The organism is Flavobacterium lipolyticum (assembly GCF_020905335.1).
Classification (GTDB): Bacteria; Bacteroidota; Bacteroidia; order Flavobacteriales; family Flavobacteriaceae; genus Flavobacterium; species Flavobacterium lipolyticum.
Genome location: NZ_JAJJMN010000001.1, coordinates 2,619,732 through 2,633,371, shown reverse-complemented (window position 1 = coordinate 2,633,371; position 13,640 = coordinate 2,619,732). Strand labels below are relative to the sequence as shown.

The window sequence follows — 13,640 nt, the reverse complement described above, 5'->3', positions numbered from 1 at the left end:
TTAACGTATTTCTGATTTTACTTTTTCCATGAACCACTCCGGTTGATCGTACATTACAAAATGTGCCGAATTTGCTGCATAATAAATTTTCACCGATGGCAGATTTTCATACTGTGCTTTATAAGTGTTTTGTACAGTAGCAAGATCGGGATTTGTGGCCGCTAAAATTACTACCGGAATTTTAATTTTGGCAATTTCTTTGCGTAAATCTAAATTAAGCATATCGATATAACCGTATACATAGGTTTTCCTGTCGGCCGCATTCATCCATTCGTTGATTGTTTTTTGCTTTTCTTTGTTCAGACACATATAAGAAGTCGTCTGGGAATTCATGGCATTGAAAGCCTTTTGGTCCATAGCCAGCATCATTTTGCTTTGTGGATTGTCATAAGGAATAACTTCTCCTTTGTAATTAGGAATCATTAGTGCTGCACTTGCCGGTAAAGCATCAACGATGATTACTTTTTTGAACAAATTCGTTTCTTCGGCTGCCAGCCACAAACTTAGAGTTCCTCCCAAACTGTGACCCATTAATGTGGCTTTCTTTAGTTTCTTCGTTTTGACATAAGAGACAACCTGATTTTTTATTGTAGACAACCAAGGGCCTTCAATTGGAGGAACATTTCCAAACCCGGCAAAAGTAAAAATATGGCATTCGTAATTTTTAGAAAGTTCGGCTACGGTTTCGTTCCACACTTCTCCTGTACAGCCAAAACCCGGAAATAATAAAACAGGTGCTCCTTTTCCTTTTACATCAACCTTAAAAGCGGTTTGCGAAAAAACAGATTTTGAAATAAGAAGCATCAATGCGATCAGTAAAATTGATTTAGTTTTCATAATGTTATTTTTTAAAGTTTCTCTTTTGATGCAGTGCTATGCTATTTGTTACCTCAAAAAATACTTTTTTTTAAAATAAATTACAATCCCTTAATCTGCGGCACTTCACGTGTGCTTTTGTTCCGCAAAAAACTGAATAATCCAGCTACTTTAATTATTTAATCTCTTTCAGAATACTCTCGACTATTTTATTATAGTCATTGTTGTAGTGATGTGACCCGGGCAAAGCAATAGTTTTGATTCCGGCTGCTGAGAAACGATTGCGGGTTGCGGCGTCTTCTTCATCTCCGAAAAAACAAATTGGATTATAGGACTTGATTTTTTTTATTTCGGAAATCACATCAAAAGTGTCCTTCGAACTTTCCATACTCAGCATGTCTGCAATATGAATTTCAAAATCAGCTTTTACATCCGGAGACAACAAATACAATCCTTTTAATTTTTCTTTTAGGGGTTCCGGAAAATTACCTGCTACAAACGGAATTACAGAAGCACCAAATGAATAACCGGCAAGTATAAATGTTTTTCGATTCCATTGCTGTAAATAATGTTCAACTGCTTTGGCTATTGCATTCGAAGTCTCGGCAGGAGTTTTGGCATTCCAAAAATATTTCTGGGAATCCAATCCTATTACGGCAATTCCTTTCTCTGCCAAAGTTTCCCCGACAGATTGATCAAAACTTGTCCATCCTCCATCACCTGAAATTAAAAAAGCGACCGGCAAAGATTCCTCTTTACTTTTTGTTGGAATTAAGATTAAAGGCATTTCAAAAGGCAAAGGTGCAAGGTGCTGTTCTTTCAGCAAAAGGTTTTGTTCTGATTTCTGTTGACTATAATTCGGGGTGTTCAAAATCTCCCTGAAGGCAGTTGTAAATTGAGGCAGCCAGTTTTTAGTAACAGAAAAACCATGTCCCACTTTGGGCAGTGTGATTAGTTTTCCCTGATTCATGCCTTCCATGTATTTTTGGGTGTCGGCATAATTACAAACCTGATCGGTGGTTCCTTGCAAGACGATAAAAGGAGCCGATAATTTTACGGTTTTTTCCAGAAAATAAGCTTTTCCTTCTTTCAAGACATGTGACGTCAGTCCGGAACCGTCACATAAAGTCCTGTCGGTTTCTATATCGGGACAAAACCCTAAAGCAATGGCTCCGCCAAAAGTATTCGCGGGAGCCTGAGCCAGCATACCATAGACCAAGGTTGCTCCCGAAGAATATCCGGCCAATATTGGCTTTAGATATTGCTTCATCTTTATCTTTTTTTGCAGCATCAGACTAAGCTCTTCAAAGTCTCCGGCAGGATAATAACATTTGGATTTTTCTTTTTTGATTTCCTTAAAATAATACTGAATATCAATCCCCGCAACCACAGCTCCCTGGTCGACAATATTTTTAGCCATATCGACGACACCGCTGTTCCATCCACCATCACCTGACACAAACAAAACAACCGCTGTTGGTGTTGTTTTAGGTTTGTATATCATAATTTTTCCAAATGCTCCAACCCTTAAAGTATCTGTTGTTACGGCATAAACATTAGTCCCAAAAATAAAAACCGACAGAAGAAGTGTTACGACTTTGTTCATCTTGATTGTTTTTTAACATTACGAAATCTTAAACTATAAACCTGTTGGGTGTAATTAATTTAACTCATAGAAACATAGGCTTTGACTAACAAAAAAAGGCGTTTCACTTCATTTTAATACACAAAGTATTTACTATGTGAGAGAAATTTGTTTCTTTTTGTATTCCTTTCCAGTTGAAAAATCAATGTTTCTATGTGTTTAACTAAAAATTTAGTAATTACGCCCAACGAGTTAAACTGGAATTTTCCTATTATACATTATGACTGAAATTGCAATAAAATAAACATACAGATTGAGCAGAAAAAGCCTTTGCCATAATCCTTTGCATGAAGCAATTAAATCACCTGCCTCAGAAGGAAAACGAATCCCAAAGCACAACAGCGTAATACTGCCAATGATAAAAACAATCCATGAAAAACAGTAAAACGGTGAATTGTCTTCTTTTGAAATCACGCTGCACATTACTAAAGGCAACAATACTGCAGCAATAATTCCGATACCCCCTACAATATCATGCAAAAGAAACGAGAATGTCCTTTTACCGTTTATGCTATCCGCTTTAAACAAACCGGAGCCTATCCCTTCTCCTAATCCATACATCACAATCAACAAAGAAGCAAGTTTTACATATCTCCCATCTTTCTCAAAAGCTTTTCTGAAAAAGACTCCAAAAAAAACAAATACGATTCCAATTAAAATCCACCAGGCAGAAATTAATTTGGATACCGGACTAATAGTGGCTCCCAACGAACTAATGGTGTTCCGCAGCTGACTATACCCTTGATAACAACTCCCCAAAACAAATAGCACTACAAAATCAGAAATACAGGTAATTATACACATTACTGCTGCTGCTCTAACCCAATTGAATGGTACTGTTTTCCCGGTCTTCATCTTCTCCATTATGGTTTTACGACTTTATTTAAAACTAGCGGAGCCTGCAGCAAATCATAATCATGCGTATACACTAAGTATTTATTGTACCAAACCGGAGAAAATCTTTCCTTAAAATCACGCAATCCTTTATAATGCGAAAAATACTTAATTCTTTCATAAGCAAACTTCATTGACTTTTCCGGAAAAGTGTCCGGGTCTTCAATTCCACTCATCGCAGCTAATCCTAAATTGACTGACGTACAGCCCTGAGTTTTCAAATAAGCAAAAAGTTCTAAAAGGATAAAATCGATGATGCCATTCGGCGCATCATTGGTTTTCCGAATCAAATCGTAGGTTCCTTCTCCTTTAGCATAATCCGGAATCACATTTAAAAAAGCCACAATTTTCTCTTCTGCATTTTCAACTGTTATGATGGTTTGCTGTTTGAGTTCTTCCCAATCAAATTTACCCTGCGAAAAAACGATTTCAGTTCTTCCGGTACCTGCAAGCCATTCATCACTTACCGCTTTAACTTTTTGCAGCAATCCGTCTTTAACCGGTGCGGTATGAATCGTAGTCTTAAACCCCTTTTCTTTGACTTTGCTTATCGCATTACGCAATGATTTTTTAGCCCCTCCTTCCATAGTAAATACCGATAAATCTACGACAGCTTCCTGTCCTATAAACAAATTCTTTTTGTGTAGTGAGGCAAAGAGTTCTAAATTTTCTTCGGGTACACGATAATAAATACTTCGCAAGCCATTCTCGTAACAATACGAGTCAAACTCGACAATACACTGTTTAAATTCATCCTCCGATGCTGCGACGGGGTTTTCTAAAACCACCGCAAAACTATCCCCCACACGATAAGCTAAAAAAGACTTTTTACTTGTCGCTAAAAAAATATTTTTATCGTCATACGTTTTAAAATAATCCAAAGCAGAAGTTCCATAAAGAGTCAGAAGATCTTTAGCAGATAAAAAATCATCTTCTACTGCCTCTTTCTTTATGGTGTAGGGACGAATTAAGGCAAAGATCAAAAAGCCAATGGATAAAAAACCACTAATGTTGATGGAAAGTAAAAAGCGCCTTGCAAATCTGTCGAGGGGAACCAAATCAGAGCTCCCCACCAAAAAGTAATTCTGAAATCCATATCTAATAGATTGCTGCCAATGAAAATCGATACCAAAATGTTTCTTATCCAAAAAATAGAATCCCAGAATGCTGTATATTAAAACAGCTGCCATAGTAATTAAAACTGTTTTTAATCCGATACTCTGCAAGTGCGAATTGCTCTTGATATAATATTCTTTTCTGGTAATAATTAAACTGATAAAAACAATCAAAGCGATTACTGCTTCTTCATAATCAATGGCCTTTGTGAGGTGTCCGATCACAGAAATACCGCTTAAGAAAATGGCAGACCACCAGGCATTTCGCAAACCTTTGAGCATAAATGTCGCATTTACCAACATGAATAAACCCGCAGTTATCACAAAATCATTTGATGCTTTAATAGCCGAGACAGGAATAATGTTTCTGAGAATGTGCAGTCGTTCTGAAATAGCCGGAGTTAATACAGACACTATATTTATTAACCCCAGAACAAAAAGTAAAAACGATGGCACCACCCGCATCAATAAGGTATTCGCATGAAACAAAAAAACTAGTGCCCCTGCAACTAATGGAATCCAAAATTCGAAGAAACGATACAAAAAAGTGATGGCAATAGCACTAACATTATCAAACCCGAATTGTATTAATATAAAACTCATCGAGATTTCTATAGCCCCTAACCCTCTCAAAAAAGGAGAAACGATTAAAAAAACAACCGAAACAATGTATCCTATTACAGCGGCAGGCAACGACGGTTCAAACCCCAAAGCAATCATCGCAATATACAAATGAGCTATTCCGGCAAACTCGATGAGTACGGAATACAAAACAACTTGCAGAAATTTCTTTTTTAAGATTCTGTTTTGTTGCAAATCATCTAAAAAGACAACTGCAGAAGGAAGAAGTTTTATAACGAGACGGTACAGAGACCCTTTTTTTAATATCGAATCATAAATCAGAAAAACAAACAAAGCTAAGATCACAACCGCTCCCAGAGCATATCCTACACCAGACCCCGCAGTTCCCTCAAATAAAGAGTAAATTAACGCCGGTATTGCCACAATAATAACCGAGAGTATCCCGACAAAACCATAAACTACAGAAGCAAAATGAATTTGAGTTGGTTTTACACCGCTCTTTTCAATAGATTTTGTAAAAAAAGCTAAAGAAGAAATTCCTCCCGCCGGCAAAAAAACGCTTACAAAATTTCGCTTGAGAAATAAAACAATGGCCTGTTTAAAAGAGATCCCACTTTGAACAGCTTTAAAAGAAGCAAAATACATTAACGCCTGAAGAGATACATACAAGAAAGCAAGAGCAATTCCGCACGAAACCCAAAAAAAGCTGGCATTGGTAATTACTGTATTAACTTCTACTAATTCCGAACGTTCGTGTTTGATAAACCAGATTCCGATTCCAATAAAAAAAATAGTAAATACAAACTGTCTGATAATTTTATCATTCTCACGTAAAAAAGAGACTCCCTTTCTGTCTTTAAAAAAACTAAAAATGCTATTGGAAATCACTTGTGTCTTCATATTACAGCGATTAATTTACTTATGAAAAATGAAACCTGTTTCTATATAAATATACAATAATTATCTACCTGTCAATCATTTAACCTGCTATTTTTCTCACTTTTACAAACCATAAAAAGCTAAGGCTAATTATGACTACAACTAATTAACTTTTTCGAACCAAGAACAAAAGTTGGCAAAAAGGACTGAAAGCCAGAAAAGCGCGAGCATAGTGCAAAGCGCTACAACTTCGATTAAGGTGTAGAATTATCCTGAAAGGGCAAAAGCAATTTTCAACTCCAACAAATCCCAATAAAAAAAGCATTCTTAGAGAATCAAGTACTAAATATACCGGATGCTTTTCTTTGCGGACAGGCTTTTGCCCTTTCAGGGCGTAACCCACAATTGCCATCATCATTCATAGTACTGCGCACCATGCTTTTGCCATAGTTCCTTCACAGCAAATCCAAATTTCAATAGTGCTCCTGTCACAATTGAAATTTGGATTCAAATCTTTTCCTACGCAAATCAAATAATCAGATTCGCATTCTATGCGGCTTATAAAAACAAAAAAGACTGTCTTCTCAGACAGTCTTTTAAAATATTTTTAGTGGTGTAGAACTTCTTCACCTTCTTTCATCGGTACATTTTGCGGTACAAAATCTACATCGTGATTCGGGTTACTGTAGTCATACGGCCAACGGTATACGTGAGGAATTTCACCTGGCCAGTTACCGTGGATATGTTCTACAGGAGTAGTCCACTCTAATGTTGTTGATTTCCATGGATTCTGAACTGCTTTCTTACCGTAGAAAATACTAACGAAGAAATTGTATAAGAATACTAATTGGAACGCACCTCCTACAAGAGCAAATGTTGTAATTAAAACATTCACATTTTGTAAATCATCAAATAATGGGAAGTTTGTGTTTGTATAGTAACGTCTTGGTAAACCAGCTAATCCGATAAAGTGCATTGGGAAGAATACTCCGTAAGCACAAACTGCTGTGATCCAAAAGTGAATGTAACCTAAATTTTTATTCAACATTCTTCCGTACATTTTAGGGAACCAGTGGTAAATACCAGCAAACATTCCATAAAGTGCAGAAATACCCATTACTAAGTGAAAGTGAGCAATTACGAAGTAAGTATCGTGAACGTTAATATCCAGCGTACTATCTCCTAAAATGATTCCTGTTAAACCTCCAGTGATGAAAGTAGAAACCATTCCGATAGAGAATAACATTGCAGGGTTGAATTGTAAGTTACCTTTCCATAAAGTTGTGATCCAGTTGAACGCTTTTACAGCAGATGGAATTGCAATCAATAAAGTAGTAAAGGTAAATACAGATCCTAAGAAAGGATTCATACCTGAAATAAACATATGGTGACCCCAAACAATTGTAGATAAAAATGCAATTGCAAGAACTGACATAATCATCGCTCTGTAACCAAAGATTGGTTTACGAGAGTTTGTAGCCATAATTTCAGAAACAAGACCCATTGCTGGTAAGATTACGATGTAAACCTCAGGGTGTCCTAAAAACCAGAATAAGTGTTCGAACAATACAGGAGAACCACCTTGGTAGTGTAAAACCTCTCCGGCAATATAGATATCAGATAAGAAGAATGAAGTACCAAAACTTCTGTCAAAGATCAATAATAAAGCAGCTGACAATAATACAGGGAACGAAATAACACCAATGATAGCTGTTACGAAAAATGTCCAGATAGTCAATGGAAGTCTTGTCATAGACATTCCTTTTGTTCTAAGGTTGATAACCGTTACAATGTAGTTCAAAGATCCCATTAAAGAAGATGCGATAAAGATAGCCATTGAAACTAACCACAAAGTCATACCTGTTCCAGAACCTGGGATTGCTTGTGGTAAAGCACTTAATGGCGGGTAAATTGTCCAACCTGCAGATGCTGGTCCAGCTTCAACAAATAAGGAACATAACATTACTACAGCAGATAAGAAGAACAACCAGTATGAAATCATATTCATAAATCCGGAAGCCATATCTCGCGCTCCAATTTGAAGTGGAATCAATAAGTTACTAAAGGTTCCGCTCAAACCGGCCGTCAGTACAAAGAATACCATGATGGTACCGTGAATGGTAACCAAAGCCAGATAAATATCATTTGCCATTACACCATCAGGTGCAAATTTATCTCCTAATAAAACATTAAAAATTTTAAAAGACTCTTCTGGCCAAGCCAATTGCATTCTGAAAAGCAACGACATTGCAATACCAATTACTCCCATTACAATACCTGTAAGTAAGTATTGCTTAGCAATCATTTTGTGATCAATACTAAAGATGTATTTAGTAATGAAGGTGTCTTTATGATGATGTTCGTGCTCGTGATCGTGTCCGTGATCGTGACCGTGCGCTTCTGCTGACATATATGTGTACTTTAAATTTTCTTAATAAATATTATTTCATAGCCACTTTAGCTACAACTGCTTTAACCGTATCAATAACTGCTTTCACAGTATCTTTAGCAGTACTATCAGTGCTCGCTTTTGCTTCTTCACCAGCCTTTTTTTCAGCATCTGCAGCAGCAGCGGCTTTAATATCCTGAGCTAATGTAGTTTTTTCGCTTAACCATTTTTTATAATCTTCCGGAGTATCCACAACTACTTTCATTTGCATGTTGTAGTGAGAAGATCCACAGATTTTATTACATAATAATAAATAGTCAAATGTATAAGGATCTAAAGCTGTTCCACCTTTAGCCACTAACTCAACGCTTTTTTCAGCTCTAAGTTTATTGATGTGTGCAACTTTCTCCACCATAAAAGGTAACTCTCTGTATTCAGAAGTAGTGTACGTTGGAATAAAAGCAAATTCAGTAACCATACCCGGAACACAGTTCATCTGCGCTCTAAAGTGAGGCATGTAAGCCGAGTGCAATACGTCTTGAGAACGCATTTTGAAATGTACTTTTTTACCTTTTGGAATATGCAATTCAGTAACTACAATATCATCCTGAGCATTAGGATCAGACATGTCAACTCCTAAAGTATTAACACCTTCGATTAAACGAACGTTTGCTTTTCCTAAAACATTGTCCTGACCAGCATATCTTGCTGTCCATTTAAATTGTTGAGCGTATAATTCAATTTCGATTACATCCTCGTCTTTATCAACAAACATAATGTTGTTCCAAGCGTATAATCCGTAAAGAATTAAACAAGCCAAAACTACAGATGGAATAATACTCCAAATTGCTTCTAATTTATTACTATCAGCAAAGAATAAAGCTTTTTTATCTTTATGTCCTCTGTTTTTAAAAGAGAACCAGTATAATAAACCTTGTGTAATAAACTGAACTACAAAAATTAAAACCCAGGTAATATTCATTAAATTATCTACCAAAAGTCCGTGCTCTGAAGCCGGAGTATGAAGTGCTAAACCACCCCATTTTAGTAAACCGTAAATCGTAAAGATATAAATGAAAGCCAAAAAGCCAAACATAACATATCCCTGAACATTATTATCATTATCAGATGCTACTTGCGAATCGTCCGAAGAAGAGGATCCCACCTGCGTAAGATCGAATATCTTGGTCAATTGCCACAATGCAACTGCTAATAAAACTAAAACTATAATTACCAACAAACTTGTCATCTGTTTACTTCTTTAAATATTAATAATGAAAATGTTTACTTTCTTCAATGAAAGGATTTCTTTTTGCTAACAAAGGAGCTTTAGTTAATGCAGTAAATACGACAAAAATAAACAAACCTAAGAAGAAAAGAATAGATGCAATTTCAGAAACTCCAATAAACCATTTATCTCCAACTGTACCAGGCATAATCATATTAAAGAAATCAACATAGTGTCCTAACAAGATCACTACACCAGCCATTACGATAACCCAGTTAAGACGTTTGAAGTCTGTATTGATCAATATTAATAATGGGAACAAAAAGTTCATAACTACAGCTCCAAAAAATGGTAAGTTGTATAATTGAATTCTAGTTACGAAATACGTAACCTCTTCAGGAATATTAGCGTACCAGATCAACATGAATTGTGAGAACCATAAGTATGTCCAGAATACACTGATACCAAACATGAATTTAGCTAAATCATGAATATGGCTTGTGTTTACATATTCTAAATATCCTTTAGATTTTAAGTAGATCGTTACTAATGCGATTGTAGTAATACCACTTACAAAGAAAGAAGCAAAAACATACCATCCGAACAATGTACTGAACCAGTGTGGATCAAATGACATAATCCAGTCCCAAGACATAATAGACTCAGATACGATAAAGAAAACTAAGAATCCTGCAGATAACTTAAAGTTCTTTTTGTAGTATAGATCATCTTTAGCTTCGTCCTGAGCCAAACAGTTTTTTCTGGAATAGTGACGGTATAAGTTCCATCCTATTAAAAAGATTGCTGCTCTGATGATCCAAAATGGAAAGTTAAGGTAACCTGCTTTTCCAGCAATGATAGCATCATAATTAGCATGTTTTGGATCTGTAACTCCTTCTCCTAACCAAACGAAAATGTGGTTAAAATGCAATCCGCAAAGTACTAAAATAATAAAGAATATAACAGAACCAGCTGGTAAATAACCTGTGATTCCCTGCATTACTCTAAACAATACCGGAGACCAACCTGCCTGAGCAACTTGTTGAATAGCATAAAATGCTAAAACTCCCATAGAAAGTAGTAAAAAGAAAATACAAGCAACATATAATGCTGACCATGGTTTGTTTTGCAATTGGTGCAATACATGCTCCAAATGTTTTTCATGTTCACCTGCGGCATCAACTTTCGCATGCTCTCCACCTTCGTGTGAGTCATGTGAAACTTTTGCAGCTTCATGAGAAACTGCTGGAGTTTCTGCGTGCGCTGCACCTTTAAGTGAATCATGTGAAGCTTCTGCTGTATCATGTGAAGCTGCCGGAGCTTCTGCATGTGCAGCACCTTCATGTGAAGCTTCTGTAGCTTCATGACCTGCAGTTTCATGAGAAGCTTCCGCAGCTTCACCATGCGCAGCACCATGAGAACCATGAGCATCTGCAGCTAGTATTTTTTCAACTTCTTGAATATCTTTAGGTGCATTTAAAAAACCATACCCAATTCCTAATAGGCCAAGAACCATTAGGACGATAGAAAAAGTTTTTAATTTACTTGAAAATGTATACATATCTATTACGATCAGTTTGTTCAACAATTATAATTGGCTTTTTAGTTTTAGAACATAGTCAGCAACTAACCAACGTTCGTGGGCACTTAATTGATTTGCATGTGAACCCATTGCATTTAAACCATAAGTCTCAACGTGAAAGATACTCCCTTCAGTGATTACTCTGTCTTTGTAGCTAGGTACTCCAAGAAATTTTTCTCTTTCAACCAATTTACCTTTACCGTTTCCAGTTGCACCATGGCAGCTGATACAATAAATTTCAAAAAGTTCTTTTCCTTTTTCAGAACTTTTTTCAGCTTCAGTCAAAGGTGATTTTAAATTTGCTTTCGCTAATTCATAACCAGCAGTTGAATTCTCATACTCATAAGGTTCAAAACCTCTGTTGATAGTTCCTTCTACAGGAAGCTGTCCTTCTTTTCCTCCTTTAAATACTTTTGCTTCTGTATAGGGCTCGTAAGCAACAGATTCATACATATTTGGGAAATACTGATAGTTTGGTGCCGAATTATTGTGGCAAGATGAAACTAAAATAGTTATACCAACTAAAAGTGTTATTTTATATATCCTTTTCATAGCTACAATTAATTCTTTTCGATTACTTTAACTTCAACAGCTCCTGTTCCTTCGAAAAAAGAAACTAATTCTGCTTCGTTATCATTTACAGCAACTTCCATTAAGAAATGGTCGTCTGTTGTTCTTACATCAGGATTTTCAGCTTGTTTGAATGGCCACAATCTACTTCTCATGTAAAAAGTGATTACCATTAAGTGGGCAGCAAAAAATACAGTCATCTCAAACATAATTGGCACAAAAGAAGGCATATTCTGAATGAAACTAAAACTTGGTTTTCCACCAATATCCTGAGGCCAGTCATGAATCATGATATAACTCATCATGAATGTTGCAACAGAAATACCAACACATCCGTATAAAAATGCACAAATTGCTAATCTTGTTGGTGCTAAGCCCATAGCTTTATCCAATCCGTGAACTGGGAATGGAGTAAAAACTTCTTCAATATGATGATGAGCAGCTCTGGTTTTCTTTACTGCATCCATCAAAATATCATCGTCATTATAAATGGCGTATATTACTTTATTACTCATGGTGTGAATCTTTATTTGCTGCTCTTTCTCTAATATAATTATCTCCTGTTCCTTTCAAAATTGTTTTCACCTCCGCCTGAGCAATTACAGGGAATGTTCTGGAGTATAATAAAAACAATACGAAGAAGAAACCAATTGTTCCAATGAAAATTCCAATATCAACGAATGTTGGTGAGAACATTGTCCAAGAAGATGGAAGGTAATCTCTATGTAAAGAAGTAACAATAATTACGAATCTTTCAAACCACATTCCGATGTTTACTACAATCGAAATAATGAAGGAGAACATGATACTTGTTCTTAGTTTTTTGAACCACATGAACTGTGGAGAGAAAACGTTACAAGTCATCATCGACCAATATGCCCACCAGTAAGGTCCGGTAGCTCTGTTTAAGAAAGCATATTGCTCATACTCTACACCTGAATACCAGGCTACGAATAACTCAGTGATGTAAGCGACACCTACGATAGAACCGGTGATCATGATAATGATGTTCATCAATTCGATATGTTGTAGTGTAATGTAAGCTTCAAGATTTGAAACTTTTCTCATAACGATCAACAAGGTGTTTACCATCGCAAATCCTGAGAATACCGCTCCTGCAACGAAGTAAGGAGGGAAAATCGTGGTATGCCATCCTGGGATTACAGAAGTAGCAAAGTCCATCGATACAATGGTGTGTACAGAAAGTACAAGTGGAGTAGCTAAACCTGCAAGTACTAAAGATACTTCTTCAAAACGCTGCCAGTCTTTTGCTCTACCGCTCCATCCAAAACTTAGGATAGAATATACTCTTTTATTGAAAGGTGTTATTGCTCTATCACGTAGCATTGCAAAGTCAGGCAATAAACCAGTCCACCAGAAAACTAATGATACCGAAAGATACGTTGAAATTGCAAATACGTCCCAAAGTAATGGCGAGTTAAAGTTTACCCATAAAGATCCAAATTGATTTGGAATAGGTAAAACCCAGTAAGCCAACCATGGACGACCCATGTGAATAATTGGAAATAAACCTGCCTGAACTACTGAGAAGATAGTCATCGCTTCAGCAGAACGGTTAATAGCCATTCTCCAACGCTGACGGAAAAGTAATAATACCGCAGAAATTAATGTTCCGGCGTGACCAATACCAACCCACCAAACGAAGTTCGTGATATCCCAAGCCCAACCAACTGTTTTATTTAATCCCCATGTTCCGATACCTGTAGATACAGTGTAAATTATACAACCTAATCCCCAAAGGAAGGCTATTAATGCGATTGAAAATACAATCCACCATTGTTTGTTTGCAGGCCCTTCAACAGGTGCAGCTACATCTACTGTTACATCGTGATAAGATTTATCACCTATAACTAAAGGTTTTCTAATGGGTGCTTCGTAGTGAGACGACATAATCCTTTATATTGTTTCTAATTAATAAT

10 protein-coding genes are annotated in these 13,640 nt (G+C 36.4%); all 10 read right to left on the bottom strand.

Translation table 11 applies throughout. From position 1 onward, the window contains the following. The 10 genes from LNQ34_RS11560 to nrfD all read right to left on the bottom strand — a co-directional run bounded on the left by LNQ34_RS11560 (position 1) and on the right by nrfD (position 13,611). Complete coding sequence (locus LNQ34_RS11560; protein WP_229999809.1) at positions 1-837, bottom strand: alpha/beta fold hydrolase; 837 nt, start codon at positions 835-837, stop codon at positions 1-3. Between the two features lie 154 nt (positions 838-991). Then, a complete protein-coding gene (locus tag LNQ34_RS11555) occupies positions 992-2,422 on the bottom strand; it encodes an AcvB/VirJ family lysyl-phosphatidylglycerol hydrolase (RefSeq protein WP_229999807.1) in 1,431 nt (476 codons plus the stop codon). A gap of 231 nt (positions 2,423-2,653) precedes the next feature. Next, on the bottom strand, positions 2,654-3,325 hold the full coding sequence (locus LNQ34_RS11550) for a DUF998 domain-containing protein (protein WP_229999803.1): 672 nt from the start codon (positions 3,323-3,325) through the stop codon (positions 2,654-2,656). Beyond that, positions 3,325-5,952, bottom strand: a complete 2,628-nt coding sequence (mprF, locus tag LNQ34_RS11545) for a bifunctional lysylphosphatidylglycerol flippase/synthetase MprF (RefSeq protein ID WP_229999801.1) — start codon at positions 5,950-5,952, stop codon at positions 3,325-3,327. The genes LNQ34_RS11550 and mprF overlap by 1 nt, the downstream gene beginning before the upstream one ends. Before the next feature lie 586 nt (positions 5,953-6,538). Beyond that, positions 6,539-8,341, bottom strand: coding sequence for a cytochrome c oxidase subunit I (locus LNQ34_RS11540; protein ID WP_202702259.1), 1,803 nt, complete (start codon positions 8,339-8,341; stop codon positions 6,539-6,541). Between the two features lie 31 nt (positions 8,342-8,372). Beyond that, on the bottom strand, positions 8,373-9,569 hold the full coding sequence (locus tag LNQ34_RS11535; RefSeq protein ID WP_202702260.1) for a cytochrome c oxidase subunit II: 1,197 nt from the start codon (positions 9,567-9,569) through the stop codon (positions 8,373-8,375). A gap of 19 nt (positions 9,570-9,588) precedes the next feature. Further along, the gene (locus LNQ34_RS11530) at positions 9,589-11,109 is read right to left on the bottom strand and encodes a quinol:cytochrome C oxidoreductase (RefSeq protein ID WP_202702261.1); all 1,521 of its coding nucleotides are present in this window, start codon (positions 11,107-11,109) and stop codon (positions 9,589-9,591) included. A gap of 27 nt (positions 11,110-11,136) precedes the next feature. Further along, positions 11,137-11,682: a c-type cytochrome gene (locus LNQ34_RS11525; protein ID WP_229999799.1), complete on the bottom strand. Its 546-nt coding sequence runs from the start codon at positions 11,680-11,682 to the stop codon at positions 11,137-11,139. A gap of 8 nt (positions 11,683-11,690) precedes the next feature. Then, positions 11,691-12,215 (bottom strand): DUF3341 domain-containing protein, encoded by a 525-nt coding sequence (locus LNQ34_RS11520; protein ID WP_017498155.1) that lies wholly within the window; start codon positions 12,213-12,215, stop codon positions 11,691-11,693. Next, positions 12,208-13,611 carry an NrfD/PsrC family molybdoenzyme membrane anchor subunit gene (nrfD, locus tag LNQ34_RS11515; RefSeq protein ID WP_017498154.1) on the bottom strand — a complete coding sequence of 468 codons (1,404 nt, stop codon included), beginning with the start codon at positions 13,609-13,611 and terminating at the stop codon, positions 12,208-12,210. The genes LNQ34_RS11520 and nrfD overlap by 8 nt, the downstream gene beginning before the upstream one ends. Between the last annotated feature and the right edge of the window lie 29 nt (positions 13,612-13,640).